Source organism: Pseudochrobactrum sp. XF203 (assembly GCF_020341615.1).
Lineage (GTDB): Bacteria > Pseudomonadota > Alphaproteobacteria > Rhizobiales > Rhizobiaceae > Pseudochrobactrum > Pseudochrobactrum saccharolyticum.
Genome location: NZ_CP084392.1, coordinates 310,606 through 331,939 on the forward strand (window position 1 = coordinate 310,606; position 21,334 = coordinate 331,939).

General features: G+C 53.0%; 19 protein-coding genes. 11 read left to right on the forward strand and 8 right to left on the reverse strand.

From position 1 onward, the window contains the following. Position 1: 1 nt before the first annotated feature. From phnE to phnN, 3 genes are all read left to right on the forward strand, one after another. Complete coding sequence (gene phnE / locus LDL70_RS01295) at positions 2-1,357, forward strand: phosphonate ABC transporter, permease protein PhnE (RefSeq protein ID WP_225686159.1); 1,356 nt, start codon at positions 2-4, stop codon at positions 1,355-1,357. 115 nt (positions 1,358-1,472) lie between these two features. After that, complete coding sequence (locus tag LDL70_RS01300) at positions 1,473-2,627, forward strand: alpha-D-ribose 1-methylphosphonate 5-triphosphate diphosphatase (RefSeq protein ID WP_225686161.1); 1,155 nt, start codon at positions 1,473-1,475, stop codon at positions 2,625-2,627. Positions 2,628-2,662: 35 nt separating this feature from the next. Continuing rightward, positions 2,663-3,214: a phosphonate metabolism protein/1,5-bisphosphokinase (PRPP-forming) PhnN gene (gene phnN, locus LDL70_RS01305; RefSeq protein ID WP_225686171.1), complete on the forward strand. Its 552-nt coding sequence runs from the start codon at positions 2,663-2,665 to the stop codon at positions 3,212-3,214. Positions 3,215-3,280: 66 nt separating this feature from the next. On the opposite strand, the gene ccoS is transcribed toward phnN, so the two are convergent. The 8 genes from ccoS to ccoN all read right to left on the reverse strand — a co-directional run bounded on the left by ccoS (position 3,281) and on the right by ccoN (position 11,570). Then, the gene (gene ccoS, locus LDL70_RS01310) at positions 3,281-3,448 is read right to left on the reverse strand and encodes a cbb3-type cytochrome oxidase assembly protein CcoS (protein ID WP_075654168.1); all 168 of its coding nucleotides are present in this window, start codon (positions 3,446-3,448) and stop codon (positions 3,281-3,283) included. A 4-nt stretch (positions 3,449-3,452) separates the two neighbouring features. Beyond that, complete coding sequence (locus tag LDL70_RS01315) at positions 3,453-5,699, reverse strand: cation-translocating P-type ATPase (protein ID WP_225686173.1); 2,247 nt, start codon at positions 5,697-5,699, stop codon at positions 3,453-3,455. Further along, complete coding sequence (locus tag LDL70_RS01320) at positions 5,696-6,247, reverse strand: FixH family protein (protein WP_225686181.1); 552 nt, start codon at positions 6,245-6,247, stop codon at positions 5,696-5,698. Before LDL70_RS01320 ends, LDL70_RS01315 begins: the two co-directional genes overlap by 4 nt. A gap of 15 nt (positions 6,248-6,262) precedes the next feature. Then, positions 6,263-7,819, reverse strand: a complete 1,557-nt coding sequence (ccoG, locus tag LDL70_RS01325; protein ID WP_022710274.1) for a cytochrome c oxidase accessory protein CcoG — start codon at positions 7,817-7,819, stop codon at positions 6,263-6,265. Positions 7,820-8,160: 341 nt separating this feature from the next. Next, a complete protein-coding gene (gene ccoP, locus LDL70_RS01330) occupies positions 8,161-9,024 on the reverse strand; it encodes a cytochrome-c oxidase, cbb3-type subunit III (protein WP_022710273.1) in 864 nt (287 codons plus the stop codon). Then, complete coding sequence (locus LDL70_RS01335) at positions 9,017-9,175, reverse strand: CcoQ/FixQ family Cbb3-type cytochrome c oxidase assembly chaperone (protein ID WP_022710272.1); 159 nt, start codon at positions 9,173-9,175, stop codon at positions 9,017-9,019. The genes ccoP and LDL70_RS01335 overlap by 8 nt, the downstream gene beginning before the upstream one ends. Before the next feature lie 11 nt (positions 9,176-9,186). Further along, positions 9,187-9,918, reverse strand: a complete 732-nt coding sequence (gene ccoO, locus LDL70_RS01340; RefSeq protein ID WP_022710271.1) for a cytochrome-c oxidase, cbb3-type subunit II — start codon at positions 9,916-9,918, stop codon at positions 9,187-9,189. Positions 9,919-9,932: 14 nt separating this feature from the next. Next, positions 9,933-11,570, reverse strand: a complete 1,638-nt coding sequence (gene ccoN, locus LDL70_RS01345; RefSeq protein ID WP_022710270.1) for a cytochrome-c oxidase, cbb3-type subunit I — start codon at positions 11,568-11,570, stop codon at positions 9,933-9,935. A 395-nt stretch (positions 11,571-11,965) separates the two neighbouring features. Here ccoN and LDL70_RS01350 point away from each other — a divergent pair, with 395 nt between their 5' ends. From LDL70_RS01350 to LDL70_RS01385, 8 genes are all read left to right on the forward strand, one after another. Further along, complete coding sequence (locus LDL70_RS01350) at positions 11,966-12,322, forward strand: hypothetical protein (protein ID WP_225686183.1); 357 nt, start codon at positions 11,966-11,968, stop codon at positions 12,320-12,322. Between the two features lie 193 nt (positions 12,323-12,515). Beyond that, positions 12,516-14,141 carry an amidohydrolase gene (locus LDL70_RS01355; protein WP_225686185.1) on the forward strand — a complete coding sequence of 542 codons (1,626 nt, stop codon included), beginning with the start codon at positions 12,516-12,518 and terminating at the stop codon, positions 14,139-14,141. Between the two features lie 60 nt (positions 14,142-14,201). Then, positions 14,202-15,143, forward strand: a complete 942-nt coding sequence (locus LDL70_RS01360; RefSeq protein ID WP_075654174.1) for an ABC transporter permease — start codon at positions 14,202-14,204, stop codon at positions 15,141-15,143. Next, the gene (locus LDL70_RS01365; RefSeq protein WP_225686187.1) at positions 15,140-16,042 is read left to right on the forward strand and encodes an ABC transporter permease; all 903 of its coding nucleotides are present in this window, start codon (positions 15,140-15,142) and stop codon (positions 16,040-16,042) included. Before LDL70_RS01360 ends, LDL70_RS01365 begins: the two co-directional genes overlap by 4 nt. A 58-nt stretch (positions 16,043-16,100) precedes the next feature. Then, positions 16,101-17,693 carry an ABC transporter substrate-binding protein gene (locus LDL70_RS01370; protein ID WP_075654175.1) on the forward strand — a complete coding sequence of 531 codons (1,593 nt, stop codon included), beginning with the start codon at positions 16,101-16,103 and terminating at the stop codon, positions 17,691-17,693. A gap of 76 nt (positions 17,694-17,769) precedes the next feature. Next, positions 17,770-19,206: an amidohydrolase family protein gene (locus LDL70_RS01375; protein WP_225686196.1), complete on the forward strand. Its 1,437-nt coding sequence runs from the start codon at positions 17,770-17,772 to the stop codon at positions 19,204-19,206. A 57-nt stretch (positions 19,207-19,263) separates the two neighbouring features. After that, on the forward strand, positions 19,264-20,244 hold the full coding sequence (locus tag LDL70_RS01380) for an ABC transporter ATP-binding protein (RefSeq protein ID WP_225686198.1): 981 nt from the start codon (positions 19,264-19,266) through the stop codon (positions 20,242-20,244). After that, a complete protein-coding gene (locus tag LDL70_RS01385) occupies positions 20,241-21,320 on the forward strand; it encodes an ABC transporter ATP-binding protein (RefSeq protein WP_075654177.1) in 1,080 nt (359 codons plus the stop codon). The genes LDL70_RS01380 and LDL70_RS01385 overlap by 4 nt, the downstream gene beginning before the upstream one ends. Positions 21,321-21,334: the final 14 nt, after the last annotated feature.

Genomic DNA, 21,334 nt, shown 5'->3' on the forward strand with positions numbered 1-21,334 from the left:
AATGACAGCTTTGACTTTAAACGCCGCTCAGATTGCTGATTACGAAAACCGCTATCCGCAAGTCTTTCGCCGCCCGTTTTCCAAGCGCTATACATTGCCGCTGATCGGCTTGGGCATTGTGCTCTATATGGCCTATAGCTGGTGGTTCTTTGCCATTGGTACAGTGCTGTCGGAAGGCCAGTGGGATCGCGCCGGAATTACTGCCCGTCAGTGGTATTCCTATGAAGTGCGCCCGACCATTCGCATCAATGGCGATGAGGCAAAAGTAACCTATCCGCGCTTTTCGGTGCTGGGCAAAAATCCTGATCCGGAATGGGTGCAGCAGGCCAATGGCCGTACCAGTGTGATTTTCGGCAGCTCTGAAGCGCTGCATCTCAGCGGCAATACTGTTGTCGTGGAGAATGGCGGCGAAGTGCTGAATGTGCGTATTGATGCCGATGCTGCCCGCCTTGCGGATGATAAGCCGTTGCCGTCATGGGCATTGCTGAAAAATGATGAAGTGCAGGTCGATTTCGGTTTTTCCGGTTCGGTTCGGATCATGCCGGAGCGTATTACCATTAACCGCCGGTTCCTTGGCTGGCCGAATTTTGTGTTCGATACCAATTCACCTTTCTGGGGTAAATCTGTCGGTGAAGTCACGTCGATGATTGTCTCCGGTGAACGTATCAAGCCGGAAATATCCAATCTGTCGCTGGCTTTTGACAATATCTGGAATAATGCTGAATGGCAGCATGGCGATGTCTGGACAAAGATGTTGCAGACCATTGTCATGGCTTTTGTCGGCACACTGTTTGCCGGTATGCTTGCTCTGCCGCTGGCCTTCATCGCCGCGCGTAATATTACGCCGAACTTCTTCGCCAATCAGATTACCAAGCGCCTGTTCGACTTCCTGCGCTCGGTGGATATGTTTATCTGGGCGCTGTTCTTCACCCGTGCTTTCGGACCAGGGCCGCTGGCAGGTATTTCAGCGATCTTCTTCACCGATACCGGTACGCTGGGTAAACTCTATTCGGAAACGCTGGAAAATATCGACGATAAGCAGCGTGAGGGTGTGAAGTCAGTTGGTGCCTCACCGGCGAATGTGCAGCGCTACGGTGTTATTCCGCAGGTGATGCCGGTCTTCCTCAGTCAGATGCTGTATTTCTGGGAGTCCAATACCCGTTCGGCAACGATTATCGGTGCTGTTGGTGCCGGCGGTATCGGTCTGAAGCTTTGGGAAGCCATGCGCACCAACTCCAATTGGGCAAACGTTGCCTATATGGTGATTCTCATTCTGATCGTGGTATTTGTATTCGATGCCATTTCCAATGCGCTGCGCTCACGTTTAACCGGTGATCGCCGCGTCTCACAGAAATGAGACAAAAACTTCAAATCAGCGTTGTCTGATTGTCACAAAACTCCTGTAGGCCACAGCCATGCTGCGTGATCCGATCATGCAGCATGGTTATTTCTTGTAGGAAAGCATAATTCCGATGACACGCGACACGCGCCCTTCCGATATCGTTTTTAAAAATGCCCGCATCATCCTTGAGGATGAAGTTATCACCGGTACAATCCAGATCCGTGACGGAAAAATCGCTGATATCAGCTCTGGAAACGGCATTAGCGGTGAAGATTTCGGCGGCGATTATCTGATGCCGGGTGTTGTTGAGCTGCATACCGATCATCTTGAACACCATTATGCACCACGCCCGAAAGTGCGCTGGAATGCAGATGCGGCACTGATGGCGCATGATGCACAGATTGCTGCTTCCGGCATCACCACAGTATTTGATGCCCTGCGTGTTGGCCTCGACGGTGATACCGATATTAATTCCGACGATATGGTGCTGCTTGCCGATGCCATTGCTGATGGTCAGAACAATGGCCGTCTGCGCGCAGACCACTATCTGCATTTGCGCTGCGAAGTGTCTTCGCCGAATTGCCTCGATGCGTTTGAATTGTTTGAGCACAATCCTCAGGTGAAGATTGCCTCCCTCATGGATCACGCTCCGGGACAGCGCCAGTTTGCCAGCCTTGAAGCCTATAAGACCTACTATATGGGCAAGCAGAAGATGACGCAGGCCGAGTTTGATGCGTTTTGTGATCGCCGCGTGGCGGAATCTGTGGCTCATGCAGACCGTTTCCGCAAGGAAATTGCTGCCCGTTGTCAGGCCAAGGGTGTTTCGCTTGCCAGCCATGATGATGCGACACTTGCCCATGTGGATGAAGCGATTGAGCAGGGTATTCATGTGGCCGAATTCCCGACAACGCTGGAAGCTGCCAAAGCCTCGAAAGAAGCCGGTATGGCTGTGCTGATGGGCGCACCGAATATCGTGCGCGGTTCATCCCATTCCGGTAATGTCTCGGCGCGTGATCTCGCTTCCGCCGGTCATCTCGATATTCTGTCGTCCGATTATATTCCTTTCAGCCTTGTGCAGGCAGTTTATACACTGCCGCAACTGGTTGATGGCTATACGCTGCCGCAGGCGATCAATCTGGTTACCCGCAATCCGGCTAAAGCTGTCGGTTTTACTGACCGCGGAACACTTGCATCGGGCAAGCGGGCTGATATGGTTCGCGTTCATATGCAGAATGCGATACCGGTGGTACGTTCAGTATGGCGGGAAGGGCAGCGCGTACTCTGAGTGCGGTTGCAATATTGAGTGACGGAATGAATGGAATGACCGGTATTTTTGTTGCCGTTGTGGGGCCGAGCGGTGCGGGCAAAGACACAATCATCGACTATGCACGCACACGCCTGCCGCAGGATGGCAGCTATCATTTTGTGCGCCGCGTCGTGACCCGCGATGCCCACGGCAATACGGAAGATCATGATACACTGACGGAAACGGCATTTCTGGAAGCGGTTGAGCGGTCAGAATTCTGCATGCACTGGCAGGCACATGGCCTCTATTATGGTCTGCCTGCCTCGGTGGAGCAGGTGATTGAAAATGGCGGCGTGGTGATTGCCAATCTCTCCCGCAAAGTTCTGCCGCAATTGGCTGCGCGTTTCCCGCGTGTGGCGATTGCCCATATTACCGCAAGCCCGGAAGTGCTGGCGCAACGTCTTGCATCGCGCGGGCGCGAAACACCGGAATCCATAGCGCTGCGCTTGCAGCGTCAGGAACCGGTTGAAGCCGGGGATGTGCCGGTCTGGGTGATTGATAATTCCGGTGATGTGGCCTCGGCGGGTGAGGCTTTTACCAGCCAGCTGAATACCTGCCGCAGCTGAACCTGTACTAATCACATCTTGAAAACAATTCAGGGCAGTTTCGGGAAAACGAAACTGCCCTGATCTTTATGGTTTTTCCGGTGCTGGTTTATCATCGTCATCCGGCAGGAAAATCCGGTTGGCAGCTCCGTCCATATCCTCATATTGTCCGCTTTTCAGTGACCATAAAAATGCTGCGAGCCACATGCCGCCCAAAAACAGGGCAATGGGTATGAGGAAAATCAATATATTCATAATCTCAGGCCTTTTGTCGCTTCAGCAGGCTTAAAGGAGAGGCTGTTTTCTGGCCTTGTTTTTTACCTGCTTTCAGGCGAAGGGCGTTGCTGACCACGAGGATCGAAGACAGCGACATGGAGAGCGCTGCAATCAAAGGCGTGACATAGCCGAACAGCGCAATGGGCACGGCAATAATATTATAGATCAGTGATAATGCAAAGTTCTGACGGATCAGTTTGCCTGCCTCACGGGAGATCGCCACTGCCAGCGGCACCGCTGTCAGACTGTCATGCAGGAAGACGAAATCCGCAGCATTACGGCCAATATCTGCCGCCGTTGCCGGTGCCATCGACACATAGGCAGACATCAGCGCAGGCGCATCATTCAGCCCGTCACCAACCATCAGCACTTTGTGGCCTTCATTGGTACGCTCGGTCACCAGTTCTGATTTATGGGCGGGCAGAATTTCCGCACGATATTTCTCAATACCAAGCTGACGGGCGAGGGCGCTGACCGTCTTTTCTTTGTCACCGGAGAGAATTTCCACGCTGAGTTTTTCGTCTTTCAGCGCCTGAACAGAGCGTGCAGCATCATCACGCGGGCTGTCTTCAAAACGGAAGGCTTCGAGCAAAGTACCATTGCGGCTCAGCACGGTTTCTGTGCCGGTGCTGGCATTGTCCTGTGAAACATCTTCAACTGCCCAGTCACGGCGACCAAGACGATAAATATCCTGCCCCATACGGGCTTCGATACCGGCACCGCTTACTTCTTCAATCAGATCAAAACGGATGTTTTTTGCCGGATTGGTGAATGCTGTCAGCGCACGCGACAGCGGGTGACGCGAATAGAGTGCGAGTTCTGCAGCCAGTTCCAGCGCATTCTGATCGAGACTGCCGCGCTCCATGAGCTGCGGCTGTCCGAGTGTCAGTGTGCCTGTCTTGTCAAACATCACACTGTCAATTTCAGCCATACGTTCCATAGCCGAGCCGTCTTTGACCATGATGCCGTTTTCAAACAGGCGGCGTGCGGCCACAACCTGTACAATCGGCACGGCCAGAGCCAATGCACAAGGGCAGGTAATAATCAGCGTGGTGATCGCGACATAGGTGGATTTGTACCAATCGCCGCTCAGATAAAGCCAGACGACGAAAGCCAGAAATGCAGTGGTGTGGACAAGCGGCACATAAAGTGCGGAAGCACGATCTGCGAGCTGGCGGTAACGGGCACGGCCACCTTCTGCGGCATCCATCAGGCGCACCATTTCCGCGAGGAAAGAACTATCAGCAGAGGCGGTGGCTTTAATCGTCAGTGGCGCGGCCAGGTTCATGGTGCCTGCACGGATTTTTGATCCTTGTGTCACCGGAACCGGCACACTTTCACCGGTAGCAATCGAACAATCGAGATCAGAACGGCCGCTCTCAACAACAGCATCGACCGGCACACGTTCACCAACGGCCAGAATGATGCGCATAGACGGGCGGATATCGGCAATCGGCATGAAGCTATGCTGGTTGTCATCGCCGATCACTACGGCACCGCGTGCCGCCAGCTGGCTTAAACCTTTCACTGCAGAGCGGGCGCGTTCGCGCATCACATGATCCAGCGTGCGGCCGATCAGCAGGAAAAACAGCAATGTCGCCGAGGCATCAAAATAAGCATGCTGGCCGGAATTGAGCGTTTCATAAACACTCATCACAAAAGCAAGGGTGATCGCCAGCGAAATCGGCACATCCATATTGCTGCGGCCGTGTTTCAGCGCATTCCATGCAGACATATAGAAAATACGGCCTGAATAAACCAAAGTCGGCAGTGCAATCAGGCCGGAAAGCCAATGGAACATATCACGCGTTGCGGCATCCGCACCGGACCAGACCGACACGGAAAACAACATGATATTCATCGAGGCAAAACCGGCCACAGCCAGCGCAATCAGCAGGCGGGAAAGCTGCGGATCTTTATCATCACCCAGCTCGAAAATATGAGCGGGATATCCGGCTTTTTGCAAAGCATCAATCACATGCGGCGGTTCAATCCCGTCTTTCCAGCGGACAGATACCCGTTTGGACGAAAGATTGACACGCGCATAACTGACTTCAGGCAAAGCATTCAGCGCAGTTTCAACAGTCTGAATGCACAATCCGCAATGAACTGAGGGAACAGACAGGTCAAGCTGGCGCTGACCATCGCCGAGTGTGCGGCTCGCCAGCAGTAATTCTTCCGGACGATAATCCGCAGCGGAAAACTGAATGCCGGAACCACAGCAACTCATTGCGCTGATCCTTGTGCCGGCTGGTTGTCTGCGGTGATGGTGAATTTACCACTGGTAATATTCACACGGTTGACCTGACGGTATGGCAGATCAAGTCCGGCATAGGTGTTGATTTCAACCACCCAGTTTCCGTCTTTCAGAGCGGCTTCTGCGGTCAGAATATTATTGCCAGCAGGCATCAGATTCAGGATCTGGTCTTCTTTTTCATTCACCGGCCTGCGGAAAACAGCCGTTGCTCCAAGCGCCTTGACCGGAGCACCATTGGCATCGGTCAGGCTATAGCTGACAATACCGTCTTTATAATCCAGATTTTGTTTCCAGTTGAGCGCGGCATGTTCTTTGCCGAGCTGGGATTTTTCATTAAATTCCTGACTGGCAACATAGGAGTTCTGAACAACAAGGCCGGACCAGCTGCGGATTGCCGATGTGGCCATGATAACATTCACGATAATAATCACCCCGAAGAAAGCGATCATAATCGCAAGCATGTGCCAGCCGGTAAATTCGCGTCCCTGAGGGGCAGGGGAAGACGTATTCTGCTTGATCATCACGTTTCTCCGTTATCAGCGCTTTTCAGGGGCAATGAAAGTGGCTTTATACGTTGCTGACTCGGTTCCGTTAACATCACGGACTGTCATGGTGAATGGTGTGCTGCCCGGAGGGACTGCGGTCTTAGGCAGGACAACGAACACTTTCAGGGTTTTCAGACGATCCGGTTCGGCGTTGAAAATATGGCGGCCGGAACCGTCTGTTGCCTGATCGGCCACATGCACTTCTGCCTGTGACAGGCCGTCAATAATCAGCTCAAACTGGCGTGGTTCATTGACCATGTTCAGCAATTTGACCGTATAACCGTTGCGGATGGAACCATCGGACAGCAACACATATTGCGGGTTACGATCCTGCAGCACATTGATGCCGATCCGTTCGCGCATCAGCAAAGTTGTAATCAGTGCCACACCGATCAGTGCCCAGATCGAGAAATAGAACAGGCTGCGCGGGCGGAAAATCTTGGACATTTTCAGCTGCTGCACCTTGTCATTAAAGGTGTTTTTAGCTTCATAAATCCGTGTCGGTTCAATCGGTGTTGTGCCGTTATTGGTCGCCAGCGCCATATTGGCATCATAGTCGGACAGCGTGGAATAGGAGATCAGGCCGCGCGGCTTGCCGATTTTGTCCATAACCGAGTTACAGGCATCAATACACAACGCACAGGTGATACATTCCAGCTGCTGACCGTCGCGGATATCAATCCCCATCGGGCAGACGGCCACACAGGCATTACAATCCACGCAATCGCCGACACTCTCACCGGCAGCAATGGCTTTTTTGGAATTACGGGTACGTGGCTCACCGCGCCAGTCATTATAGGTCACTGTGAGTGAGTTTTCATCGAGCATGGCTGCCTGAATACGCGGCCAAGGGCACATATAGGTGCAGACCTGCTCACGCATCAGCCCGCCGAAAACATAGGTGGTGGCGGTCAGAATGGCGACAGTGATATAGGCGACCATAGCGGCCTGACCGGTCACAAATTCCATCAGCAGTGTTGGTGCATCTGCGAAATAGAAAATCCATGCACCGCCGGTCATAACGGCGATAGCCAGCCAGATTGTATGTTTGGTGACGCGTTTTACAAGCTTATTGGCCGTCATCGGGGATTTGTCGAGCTTGATACGGGCATTGCGGTCGCCTTCAACGGCGCGCTCAACGACCAGAAACAGATCAACCCATACGGTCTGCGGGCAGGTATAGCCGCACCATGCGCGTCCCGCGACACTGGTGACAAGGAACAGGCCGATACCGGCCATAATCAGCATACCGGCTACATAGTAGAATTCCTGCGGCCAGATTTCGATGAAGAAGAAGTAGAAACGGCGATGTGCAATATCAATCAGCACCGCCTGATCGGGGGCGTAAGGCCCGCGATCCCAGCGCAGCCAAGGCGTGAGATAGTAAATGCCGAGTGTGATGAACATGATAATCCACTTGAAACGGCGGAAATCACCACTCGCTCGCTTCGGGAAAACCTTGACACGCGCGGCATACAGAGAGCCGCGTTTCTCAGACGAATTCACCGCCTGCGCATCGATACGTTCAAATTCACCAACATCTGACATGGTACACTCCGGGGGCTAGAGCTGTTTGCGTTCAGATTGAAGTATGGCGCTTGCTCTAGATTCTTTATTTCATCGCATTAACACTGCGCTCATTGAGGGCATTTGAGCGCGGAATGCTTAAGGGCAGTCTGAGAACTGAAATGGTCTTATAAAACTGCACTCAAATCACTCAGAGCGGGTTCCGGTTATCGGTACAGAAATCCGCACTGAGTTTCTAATGTTTCATCAGAGCCCCGTTTTTCAGATTATATCTGCGGGGCTTGCTGATTTTTTGAGCACCGGCCGGAATATTTTACATTAATATTTTACACCGGCCGGCCATGACTTGAAACAGGGCGTTTTTACTCACCGCCACCCAGAGAGTGGACATAGATTGCCAGCTGCTTCACCGTTGTGTCGCCCAGACGGCCTTCCCATGCAGGCATTACACCATGCTTGGGATTTCTCACCTGTTTGGCAATTTCCGCTTCGCCGGAACCGTAGAACCAGATCGCATCGGTCAGATTTGGCGCACCGAATTCCTTGTTGCCCTTGGCATTTTCGCCGTGGCAGGCAGCGCAGTTTTCAGCAAAAACCTGTTTGCCTGCCGGTATCAGACTTGCATCATGCGGTGTCGATGTCAGGCTGGTGACATAGGCCGCCACATCACGGATTTGCTGTGGCTCAAGAATGTCGCCATAGGCAGGCATTTCGGAGATGCGTGTTTCTTCGTCATCCTTGGAACGCACGCCGTGGCGTACAGTCTGCAGGATTTCATCAATAGAACCGCCCCACAGCCAGTCATCATCATTCAGGTTCGGATAGCCTGGCGCGCCCTGCGCACCGGAGCCGTGACACTGAACACAGTTCACACGGAATGCCGCTGCACCGCCTGCAATTGCAAACTGGTTGAGCTGCGGATCAGCTATAATTTCCTGAACGGATTTTTCTTTAATAGCTGCCAGAATATCCTGACGTTCACCCTGAATTTTGGTGTTTTCTTTCCAGAAATCACCACGGCTCGACCATTCCAGAAGACCGGAAGTAGCGCCGTTGATGAGCGGCCATGCCGGATAGGCAACAGTATAGGCAATCGCCCAGACAATGGTTGCATAATAGGCATAGAGCCACCAGCGTGGCATCGGATTATCAAGTTCCTTGATGCCGTCCCATTCGTGGCCGGTTGTTTCAACGCCTGTTACATCGTCAATTTGCTTATCAGTCATTGTTTTCGTCCTTGAACGGAATGGCTTTCGCAGCATCGGCAGCCTGTTTGCTGCCTGGACGGAAGGCGAAGAAGACAACAAAGAGGAAGAAGAGGAACATGCCTAACAGCCCCCAGCTGTCGGCAAAGTGGCGCATGGTTGTATAATCCATGATGAACCTCCTTAACGCGACTTCGGTGACTGGTCGTAAGTTGAGAAATCAACCAGAGTACCCAGCATCTGCAGATAGGCAACAAGCGCATCCATCTCGCTGACAACCTTCGGATTGCCATCGAAATCGCCGGTCTTGGCTTTAGGGTAGCGGGCAAGCAGAGCCTCTGTATCGGCTTCCGGATCAGCCTGCGCTTTCATATCCGCCAATGCATTGTCGACCATTTCCTGATTATAAGGCACGCCGACAGCAATATTGGCTTTCAGATTGCCGGTAATGCCGGACATATTCAGCGGCGTGTTCATCAGGAATGCGTAGCTCGGCATAACCGATTCAGGCACCACATCGCGCGGCTCAATCAGATGCTGAACATGCCATTCATTCGAGTAGCGGCCGCCGACACGGGCAAGATCAGGCCCTGTACGCTTCGAGCCCCACTGGAACGAATGGTCATACATGCTTTCAGCTGCAAGGCTGTAATGGCCGTAGCGCTCCACTTCATCACGGAACGGACGGATCATCTGCGAATGGCAGGTATAGCAGCCTTCGCGGATATAGATGTCACGGCCTGCCAGCTCCAGAGGAGAGTAGGGGCGCATGCCCTCTACTTTCTCAATGGTGTTTTGCAGGTAAAACAGCGGGGCAATTTCCACTATACCGCCGACAGTGACCACAACCAGCGAACCGATCAGCAGTAAAGTAGCGTTTTTTTCAATCAGCGAGTGTTTTTTGAGAATAGACATAACTCACCTGCTCCTTATTCTGCCGGTTTCAAATACGGGCCGGTATTGGTATCTGAGATTGGTGTCGAGCCCGGAATTGCGGCCTCCTCTCTCAGATCGCCCTTGATGGTCTTGTAGACGTTCCAGGCCATCACAAGTCCGCCCGCCAGATACATCGTGCCGCCAAGTGTACGGATGACATAGTAAGGGAACATTGCGAGTACTGTTTCGGCGAAGGAGTAAACCAGGAAGCCCTGATCGTCATATTCGCGCCACATCAGACCCTGCTGGATACCGGCAACCCACATGGAAGCGGCATAGAGCACGATACCAAGTGTAGCCAGCCAGAAGTGCCAGTTGACCATACGTACAGAATAGAGACGTTCACGGTTCCACAGACGCGGTACAAGGAAGTACACAGCCGCAAAAGTGATCATACCATTCCAGCCGAGCGCACCCGCATGAACGTGACCGATGGTCCAGTCTGTATAGTGCGACAGCGAGTTAACGGCTTTAACCGACATCAGCGGGCCTTCGAAGGTCGCCATACCGTAGAAGGCAATAGCAGCAACCATCAGACGGACAACCGGATCAGTACGGATTTTATCCCATGCACCGGAAAGCGTCATCAGACCGTTGATCATACCACCCCAGGACGGCATCCACAGAACGATGGAGAAGACCATGCCGAGTGTCTGTGCCCAGTCAGGCAGCGCTGTATAATGCAGGTGGTGAGGACCGGCCCAGATATAGAGGAAGATGATCGACCAGAAGTGCACAATCGACAGACGGTAGGAATAGACCGGACGATTGACCTGTTTTGGCACGAAATAATACATCATTGCGAGGAACGGCACGGTCAGGAAGAAGGCCACGGCATTATGGCCGTACCACCACTGGGTCACCGCATCCTGTACGCCGGAGAAAGCCGAATAGCTTTTCACGCCAAGGAAAGAGACAGGAATTGCCAGATTGTTGATCACATGCAGCATGGCAATGGTGATGATGAAGGAGAGGTAGAACCAGTTGGCCACATAAATGTGCGGTTCTTTACGCTTCATCAGCGTGCCCATGAAGATCACGAGATAAACAACCCAGACAATGGTCAGCCAGAGATCGACATACCATTCCGGTTCAGCATATTCACGCGACTGGGTGATGCCGAGCAGATAGCCGGTGCCTGCCATGACGATGAACAGGTTGTAGCCCCAGAAAACGAACCATGCCAGATCGCCGCCGAAAAGGCGCGCACGGCAGGTACGCTGCACCACATAGAAAGAAGTGGCGATCAGGGCGTTACCGCAGAAGGCAAAAATAACAGCTGATGTGTGAAGAGGGCGGACACGGCCAAAATTTAGCCATGGTCCCAGATTCAAATCAGGGAATGCGAGCTGCGCAGCAATGAAAACACCAACGAGGAAGCCGATAACACCCCAGAATACTGTGGCAATGACACCGTAACGGATCGGACCGTCCATATAAACGGACTGATCTTCCTTCACAGGCTTCAGACTGTAATCTGCATTACGCAGCAGTAAGACTGTAAAAATCACAAGAGTGAAAAACAGAACCCACATATGGCTTCTGAATAATGGATCATGCGTAAACCCCGCGGCCAGCAGTGCTAAAAAAGCACCGAGCCCGGAGATTACAATTCCCGCAGCGTAATTCATGAAAAATCCCCTCGCGCGCGCAACTTATCTTGCCCGCAAATTACAGAAATGCCTGCAATTCGAGCAATATAGCGGGTATTATATGCGACGGAAAAATTTAGTCATTGATTTAAATCAAGTACGGCCGGTGACAGGGCATGTATAAATGAAGCGTTTTTTGCGTGATTTTCCGCTAATTCGCAGCATATTGACGGAGATAATGGCTTCGGGTTTTGTTGTTTGCGAAATAATTTAATTATGACAATGTGATATGTAGAATTTTCTATAAATATCATATAGTTGCTTGATAAATTCTTATATCTTTGTTGCTGTATTTACAGAAATTTCTGAAATAAATGTAGGAATTATTTAGATTTTTCAGTTCTGAACCGGATCGGGGAATTGTCGTTTAAGCTTTGAAAATTCAGCCGGAACAGGTGCGTTGCGTCTTGCTGCGTAGGGTGGGGCTGATTGTCGCTGAGGCGGTACCGGTGGCCGTTCAGGCGCCGGTTTTAACGGTACTGCAAAGTACAGCAGGGGCTTGGATCGCTCCAGTCTGGAATGATTCTCATCTCTACAGAGCTGTTTGTGCAGGTAAAATCACAGAAAACAGTACCAATTTGGCATTGATAGTTACGTTGCCGATGTTTTTCATTATGCAAAATTGCTATCAATTTATGCAATTTTCGTCTGGTAAATTGTCAACATTTGCGGCGCGGGCTCTTGCTTTGGTACCAGTTTTTTGCAAGCATGTTCTTAACAAACAAAAATAACTGCTGACGGACTGACCGGTCAAAAGCCCGGGAGTAACCGAACAGTACAGGGGAATAAAAAAGCCACCGGATCTCGTATGAGTGAGGCTTTTCCTCAGCTCAATCATTAACCTTCCCGATCTTCATATCGGTAGGGCTCGCTGAATTATGTCTTGTCTTCCTTGAAGGCAGGGTGCTGGGAGATAGACAGAGTATGGAATATGCAGATCTCGTCCTTGCGGGCGGGCGGATTTTTTGCGGCCTTAATGAAGGTTTTGTTGAGGCGCTTGCAATTGCTGACGGTAAGGTTCTGGCAACCGGTACTACAGCTGAGATTGAAGCACTGACCGGTGAAAAGACACGACGTGTCGATCTGGGCGGACGTGTTGCGGTGCCGGGGCTCAATGATGCCCATATGCATCTTCTTATGCTTGGCATAGGTATGAACGAGATCAATCTGCGCCCTGAATCAGGCGTGCGCAGTCTCGAAGAGATTTTCAAACGTATTGCGCAGGAAGTGGCTGTGAAACCGGCGGGTGAATGGATCCGTGGCGGCGGCTATGATCATTTTGAACTGAGTGAACAGCGCCATCCGACCATTGAGGAACTGGATACGATTGCGCCCGATCATCCGGTTTATATCACCCGTACATGCGGTCACGTTGGTATCGCCAACAGCGCAGCCATGCGTCTGGCAAATATTACCCATGACACGCCAAGTCCGTCCGGTGGTCTGATTGAAAAGCGCAACGGCAAATTGTCCGGCCTGCTGGCAGAATCCGGTATGCGCGTGGTCACGGATAAAATCCCGCCACTGAGCCGTGATGAGTTGAAAGCCGCGATTACACGCGCAGCCGGTTTCATGCTCTCTCAGGGTTTCACCTCTGTGATGGATGCTGCTGTCGGCATGGGCTATGGTATGGAAGAACTCCATGCCTATGAAGAACTGGCTTCCGCCGGTGAGTTGCCAATCCGCACATGGGTCTGCATCTATGGCAATCATGACGGTATCGGCGATCAGGCGCATGCACAGGGTTTCCGTGCCAAGCGCCAGACAGGCAATTTGCGCTACGGTGCAATGAAAGTGTTCTCGGATGGCAGTGCCGGTGGCCTGACGGCTGCTATGAGTGAGCCATATGTGGCAGGCGATCCGAATAATTTTGGTATTTTCTGCTATTCGGATGCGGAAATGCACAAGTCCCTCAAGCATTATCATGAACTTGGCTATCAGCTGGCCATTCACGCGATTGGCGATGCGGCGATTGAACAGGTGCTGTCCGGTATTGAGAATGCCGATAGCGCGGAACATCCGATTAAAACCCGTCGTCACCGTATTGAACATTGCGGCTTCCTGAGCGACGGGCAGATTGAGCGGATGGCCAAAGCCGGTATTGATCCGGTACCGCAGCCGATGTTCATCTATGAGTTCGGTGATCTTTATGTCGCCAATCTGGGTGAAAAGCGCGCCCATGCATCCTATCCGATGCGCAAATGGGTGGATGCCGGTCTGCATCCGGCTGCGTCTTCCGATGCGCCGGTTACTTCAACCAATCCGTTCCAGAATATCTACACGCTCGTCACCCGTAAGACCAAGGTCGGTTCGGTGATCGGCGGTGACCAGTGCCTGACACGGGAAGAGGCGATCCACGCTTACACGCATTTCGGTGCCTATACGCAATTTGCTGAGAATGAAACCGGACGTCTGGTGGCAGGCATGGCGGCGGATATTGCTGTGTTGTCGAAGGATATTTTCACCTGTGACGTGGAAGAAATCCGCAGTGATGTGGTCTGCGATATGACCGTGCTGGATGGCAAAGTCGTTTTCGAGCGGCAGGTGTAACTGTTCAGGTTCGGGGCGCGTTAGCGCGCCTTGAACCGGCAGCCAGAGAAAGGCAATTTCATGCTTCGGCACACGTTACAACGTCTGCTTCTCGCTTTACCGGTCATGTTCGGTGTGCTGCTGCTCGGCTTTTTGCTGATGCAGGTGGTGCCGACTGATCCGGCACAGGTGCGCGCAGGACCCACCGCGACACAGGAACTGGTTGAAGCCATCCGTCGCGATCTCGGCCTCGATCAGCCTTTGTGGAAACAGTTCTTCTATTATATAGGCCGCCTGATGCAGGGCGATCTTGGCGTTTCCATCATCAACAATGTGCCGGTCTCGCAGGAACTCGGTGCCACAATCGGCCCGACACTGGAGCTGATGGTTGCTTCCCTGATCTGGGCAATTCCTCTGGGCATTCTGCTCGGCACAGTCGGTGCCTATTATCGCGGCTCATTGCTGGATCGCTCGATCATGGCTGTGTCGGTTGCCGGTGTGTCGATCCCTGTATTCTTTCTAGGTCTGGTACTGGTCTGGCTGTTCGGCTTTAAATATCCGATCTTGCCATTTACCGGTCGTCTCGGGCCGTTATGGACATGGGAAGGCTTCACCAGCATCATTCTGCCTGCGATTACGCTCGGCGGTGTGTTTGTCGGCCCTGTTGCCCGTATGACCCGTACATCCGTACTGGATGTGCTGGGTGCGGATCATATCCGCACAGCACGCGCTAAAGGTCTGAAAGAGCGTAAGGTTGTTACCCGTCATGCGTTGCGCAATGCACTGGTGCCGGTGGTGACACTGATCGGTTTGCAGATCGGCTTCCTGCTCGGCGGTGCTGTGGTGGTTGAGACCGTGTTCTCATGGCCGGGCATTGGCCGTCTGGCAGTCGGTGCGATTTTGTCCAGCGATCTGCCAATGGCGCAGGGCACGATTATCGTCATGTCTCTCGGCTTTATTCTCGTCAATCTGGGCGTTGATATTCTCTACGCTGTGCTCGATCCGCGTGTGAGAGGTGCATGATGACCAGTCTTGCAAAAACTACTGTGGCTGATGCAGCGCAACCGGCAGAGCAGGAAATCGCTTTCAAGCGTGTCAGCGTATTGCGTATGCTGCTCTCCGATACCGGCTCGGTCATTGCTCTGACCCTTGTGGCACTGACCCTGTTTTGCGGTCTGTTCGCCCCGTGGCTGGCACCGGAAGACCCTTATGGCGGTAATCTCGGCATGATGCTGAAGCCGATCGGTGAAGCAGGCTATCTGCTCGGCACTGACGGACAGGGGCGCGGCATGGTAACACGTCTGCTCTATGGCATCCGCACTACTCTGTTCATGGGCTTTGTCTCGGTGTTCTTCGGTTGTGTCGTCGGCGGGATTATCGGCTTTGTGGCTGCTTATTACACCCGCTGGAGCGGCGTGCTGATGCGCTTCATGGATGTGTTGCTGTCCTTTCCGGCCATTTTGTTCGGCTTGGCAATTGCCGCAATCTTTGGTCCGGGTCTCACAGCCGTTATTATTGCATTATCGATTGCGACGGTGCCTTTGATGGCGCGTGTTGTGCGCGGTGGTGCGATTGTGGTGTTGCAGCAGGATTATATTGAAAGCGCGCATTCGCTCGGCATGTCCGACAGCCGCATCATTTTCAAATATGTGCTGCCGAACTGCCTGTCATCAATCTTCGTGTTTGTAACGCTTCGTTTCGGACAGGTGATCCTGCTCGGTGCGGCGCTTTCCTTCATCGGCCTTGGCGCACAGCCGCCGACAGCGGAACTCGGTGCCATGGCATCGGAAGGGCGTAACTTCCTGTTCTTCGCACCGCATGTCTCGGTTCTGCCAAGTCTGGTGATCTTCATTATCGTTCTGGCGTTTAACGTGCTGGGGGATTCCCTGCGTGACGCGCTCGATCCGAAATTACGTAAATAATCATTTTTGGCGGCGGATCACTGCACAGAACAGTGGGCGCCTCATCAGGAGGACTAAAATGAGAAAATATCTGACTGCCACTCTCGTCGCCGGTGTTGCTGCCAGTGCCGTTTTGTCCGGTGCAGCCTATGCCCAGACCAAGGCGCCATTGTCGATCCTGCGCGTGATCGATGCGGATAATTATGATCCGATCCGCTCCACCGCAACCGCTATGGTTGAAGTGATGGCCATGCTGGGCGACACGCTGGTCTCGCTCGATTTTGACATGAAAACCGTCAAGCCGGGTCTTGCGGAAGCATGGTCGGTTTCTGAAGACGGTAAGACTTACACCTTCAACCTGCGTAAGGATGTGAAATTCTGCGACGGTCGCCCGATGACCGCTGCCGATGTGGTCTATACGATTGAGCGCTGGCAAAACCCGGAAAAACGCTCACCGACTGCCTTCCGTGGCGGTAAGGTCAAGAGTGTAACCGCTAAAGACGATTACACCGTAATCTATGAGCTGGAAGAGCCGTATTCCGATCTTCTGCCGCAGCTGACCATGCCGTTCTCGACCATTGTGGACAAAGCAACCGTAGAGAAGCTCGGTGAGAATTTCGGTGTGCAGGGTTTTAATGGTACCGGCCCTTATTGCTGGGTCAGCTGGCAGCCGCGTCAGGAACTGAAGCTCAAGAAAAACCCGAATTACACATGGGGACCGTCATTCTATAAAAATCCAAGCCCGCAAGTTGATGAAATCGTCTGGCGCGTGATCCCTGAAGCCAATACGCTGATGGCCGCTATTCAGGCACGTCAGGCAGACATGACCTATTACATGCCGCCGATTGCGCTGACCACGATGGAAAGCATGCCGGGCATTAATGTTTCCAAACAGGAAAACTACATCTACGACATGTTCATGGGCTTCAAGATCGACAAGCCTGTGGTGTCCGATCCGATAATCCGTAAAGCCGTGAATATGGCGACCAATAAAGCGGCAATCACTCAGGCGGTGTATTTCGGTCATGGTAAGGAAATGAAGTCGCTCGTTAATCCGGCGATTATTGATTTCGATCCTGAATCCGCAAAACTGATGCCTGCTTTCGATCAGGATGCAGCCAATAAAATGCTGGATGAAGCCGGCTGGAAAATGGGTGGCGACGGCATCCGTGAAAAAGACGGCCAGAAAGCCACTTTCCTTGTTTATGGTTTGCGCAATGCAACCAACCCGACTGTGAGTGAAGCCATGCAGGCTGATCTGCGCAAGATCGGTATCGACATGAAAATCCAGCTCTGGGATGCAACTGTCGGCTGGGGCAAGATGGCAACGCAGGAATTTGATGCGTTCTATATGAACTATCCGGCGCTGACTGCGCTTGAAGCGATTGGTCTCTACTTCCCGAGCCGTCAGGCACCGACACCAAACCGCATGAACTGGAAAGATCCGGCAACGGATGAGCTGATCCGTAAGGCGGCAACCACCACCAGTAAGGAAGAACGCCACGAAGCGCTGGCAACTCTGCAGCGTAACCTGACCGAGGCCAATGTTTGGGTCACACTGTCGTCCGAGCCGATGTGGCTGATTTCCGGTGATCGTGTGGAAGGTGCCAAGGCGCACGGTATCTATGGTGCCGGTATTTATAAAGGTCTGGATATTTCTCTGAAACGCTAAAAACACAGGTTGCGGCACTGCGAGGAGGCAGTGCCGCAATCTCAAATCGGGATTTCAGGCGCAGGGGAGTGATGCGGTGAGTGTAACAGTCATCAGAAACGCGGATATTGTCGTTGCATGGGATAAGGACAGCCAAAGCCATATCTATGTAAAAAATGCCGATGTTGCTTTTGAAAACGGTAAGCTGACTTTTGTTGGTAAAGGCTATACCGGTGCTGCTGATGCAGAGCAGGACGGCCGTGGCTTTATGGTCATGCCGGGTCTGGTCAATATTCATTCCCATCCTGCAAGCGAGCCGCTGAACAAGAGCATTCTCGATGAACTCGGTTCTCCGGGTCTGTATAATTCCGCGCTTTATGAATTTATGCCGATCATCCGTCCGGATGCGGAGGGTGCAGAGGCTGCGTGGAAAGTTGCCTATGCGGAACTGCTGAAATCCGGCGTCACAACACTGGCCGATCTCTCCGTTGCGCATCCGTCATGGATCGATCTGGCAGGGCAGAGCGGTCTGCGTGTTTGCATTACACCAATGTTCCGCACCGCGCGCTGGTACACCAAAAACGGCCATGTGGTTGAATATGAATGGGACGAGGCCGTTGGCGAAAAAGCCATGGTACAGGCATTGGAAATGGTGGATGCCGCAGAGGCGCATCCGTCCGGCCGTCTGTTCTCGATGTTGTGTCCGGCACAGATCGACACCTGCAGCGAAGGCCTGATTAAAGAGAGCTATGCGGAAGCGCAGCGGCGCAAGATTCCGTGGCAGATCCATGCCGCACAATCGACCGTAGAATTTCATGAGATTACCCGCCGTCACGGCGTTTCGCCTGTGCAATGGCTGGAGCAGCTTAATGTATTGGGCGAGACCAGCATTGTCAGTCACGGGATATTCCTCGATGATTATCCGCGCAACAGCTGGCATACGCGCCGCGATCTTGATCTGCTGGTGGAAACACGCACAGCAGTAGCCCATTGCCCGACCGTTTTCATGCGCCGTGGCATAGCCATGCGTGATTTTGGTCGTTACCTGCGTGCCGGTGTGCGCCTTGGCATTGGCACTGATACCTATCCGCATAATATGCTCGAAGAGATGCGCCATGTCGGTTACGTGGCGCGAATGATGGCTGAGAACCCGCGCACTGTTACTTCCGGCGAGATTTTCACCGCAGCAACGGTAGGCGGTGCCGATCTGCTCGGGCGTGATGATATCGGGCGTCTGGAAGCCGGCTGCAATGCCGATCTGGTGCTGGTCAATCTCGCGCATCCGATGATGCGGCCGGGCTATGATCCGATCCGCAGCATGATCTATGCCGCAGCCGAGCGTGCCGTGGATACGGTCTATGTCGGCGGAGAGAAGGTGGTCGAGAAAGGCCAATGCCTGACGATTGATTTTGAGCAGGCTGCCGAAGACCTTCACGCCGCACAGCAACGCACAGTTCAACGGGCACCGCAGGAAGACTGGGCGAAACGCCCTGTTACTGCTTACGCCCCGCATTCATTTTCCGGCCTGATTTAAACTGGCCAAAGCAATATTCCGGTCATATGGAAATATGACCGGCTTGGAGATGACTATATGACAGAACCGGTACTCGAAATCCGCAATCTCGTCACGGAGTTTAAAACCCCGAACGGTGTTATCCGTGCGGTGGACGGTATTTCGCTGAAAGTCGAGCGCGGCAAGACACTGGGTATTGTGGGGGAGAGCGGCTGCGGTAAATCCATGCTGTCGCTGTCTGTCATGGGGCTGGTGCCGCCACCTGGCAAGAATGCCGGCGGTGAAGTGATTTTTGAAGGGCAGGATCTTTTAAAACTGTCGGCTGATGAGATGCGCAGGCTGCGCGGTAACCGCATAGCGATGATCTTTCAGGAGCCGATGACTTCGCTCAATCCGGTACATACAATCGGCTATCAGCTGGTTGAAGCACTGCAGGCGCATCATAAAAAACCTTACAAGGAAATGCGCGAGGAGGCGATTGAAGCACTGCGCAAAGTGCGTATCCCTGCACCGGAGCGCCGTTTTGATGAATATCCGCACCAGCTCTCCGGTGGTATGCGCCAGCGTGTGATGATTGCGATGGCGCTGGTTTGCAAACCGGTTTTGCTGATCGCTGATGAGCCGACAACGGCGCTGGATGTGACCATTCAGGCGCAGATTCTCAATCTTCTGCGTGAGTTGCAGCAGGAAACCAATATGGCAATCATCCTCATCACCCATGATCTGGGTGTGGTTGCGCAGGTCGCGGATGATGTGGCGGTCATGTATGCCGGTAAGGTGGCAGAACGCGCTTCCGTCAATGCGATTTTCAAAGACCCGCAGCATCCCTATACCATTGGTCTGATGGGCTCGATGCCGCGAATGGATGAGGATGTTGACCGGTTGGTGGCAATCAGCGGTGTCGTGCCGCCACCGTTTCGTCTGCCATCCGGCTGCCGGTTCAATCCGCGCTGTCCGTTTTCTGATGAGGAATGCACTGTGAGCCTGCCTGCTCTGCATGAACTCCAAAGCAATCATCTTGTTGCCTGCCATAAAGCACCGGTGGAGGATTTCGTATGACACAACCCCTTCTGGAGCTGCAGGGCATTTCCAAACATTTCCCTGTTAAAAAAGGTCTGATCCGGCAAAAAGTGGTCGGCACAGTCCGTGCTGTGGACGAAGTTTCTTTCAAGCTGATGCCGGGTGAGACACTGGCAATTGTGGGCGAAAGCGGTTGTGGTAAGTCTACGACTGCGCGTCTGGCGCTGCGTCTGCTGGAGCCGACCGCCGGTCGGGTGCTGTTTGAGGGTGAAGATGTCACCAATGCCAGCGGCACTAAACTGCGTGATCTGCGCCGTAAAATGCAGGTGGTGTTTCAGGACCCCTATGCCAGTCTCAATCCGCGTATGACTGTGGGTGAACTGATTGCCGAGCCGATGCTGGTGCATGGTGTTGGCACCGATGCTTCACGCCGCGAAAGGGTGATTGAACTGCTGCGCCGTGTTGATCTGGCGCCTTACCATGCCGCGCGCTATCCGCATGAGTTTTCCGGCGGGCAGCGCCAGCGTATCGGTATTGCCCGTGCGCTTTCCCTGTCGCCGAAACTGATCGTCTGTGATGAGCCTGTGTCGGCGCTTGACGTGTCCATTCAGGCGCAGGTCGTCAATCTGCTTAAAGATTTGCAGAAAGAAATGGGACTGTCCTACCTGTTTATTTCGCATGGATTGCCGGTGGTCAAACACATGGCTGACCGTGTGGCGGTGATGTATCTGGGGCAGGTGGTGGAGATTGCCGACAAGCATCAGCTCTATAATAATCCGCGCCATCCCTATACGCAGGCTTTGTTGTCTGCCGCGCCACAGCCTGATCCGGCTTCGCGTGGCTCGTGGAACGTGCTGGGCGGCGATGTGCCAAGCCCACTCAATCCGCCTTCCGGTTGCCGCTTTCACACCCGTTGCCCGCTGGCGCAGGATTTGTGCAAACAGCAGGTGCCTGAATTGAAGGATTTAGGAACCGGCCAGCAGGTCGCCTGCCATTTTGAAGCGCAGGTGCCTGTCTTCAAACATGCAGCGCATTTCGCTTCCGGTGCGGAGAAATTGCAGCAACGTCTCGGATTGTTTGCTAAGAAACGTGCTGAAAAAGAACAGGCTGCATAATATAGTTATATTGA